This is a genomic window from Pantoea stewartii subsp. stewartii (assembly GCF_008801695.1).
GTDB classification, from domain to species: Bacteria; Pseudomonadota; Gammaproteobacteria; order Enterobacterales; family Enterobacteriaceae; genus Pantoea; species Pantoea stewartii.
Genome location: NZ_VZPF01000273.1, coordinates 1 through 436, shown reverse-complemented (window position 1 = coordinate 436; position 436 = coordinate 1). Strand labels below are relative to the sequence as shown.

At 54.1% G+C, this 436-nt stretch carries 1 protein-coding gene; it reads right to left on the bottom strand.

Features of this window, described 5'->3' with window-relative positions:
- Positions 1 to 436, bottom strand: a 436-nt coding sequence (locus F7Q90_RS26140; protein WP_249042851.1) for an aldolase/citrate lyase family protein, incomplete at both ends; no start/stop codon positions are given.

The following is a 436-nucleotide window of genomic DNA, read 5'->3' as shown; positions in this document are numbered from 1 at the left end:
ACGCCTTCCGTTGCGGCAATGGCATCAACGTTGTCTACACCCAGTTGGCTTTCGATTTGAACAATAATGGTGATGTTTTTGTTCGACTGCGCAAAGTAATCAGGCACCGTGCCGAACATGTTGGCGCGGTGAGAAACGGAGACACCGCGAATGCCTTCCGGCGGATAACGCGTAGAGGCGACAGCGCGAGCCGCTTCCTCTTGCGTTTCAACAAAGGGGATCAGGAAGTTATAAAACCCGATATCCAGCATCCGTTTGATAATGACCGGTTCATTGGTCGGCACACGTACCACAGGCGCGCTGGCGCTGCCTTTCAATGCCATTAACTGCGGAATTAAGGTAGTCACGTCGTTCGGCGCGTGTTCACCATCCAGCACCAGCCAGTCAAATCCCGCCAGACCGAGAACTTCGGTGGTGATTGGACTTGCCAGCGCAG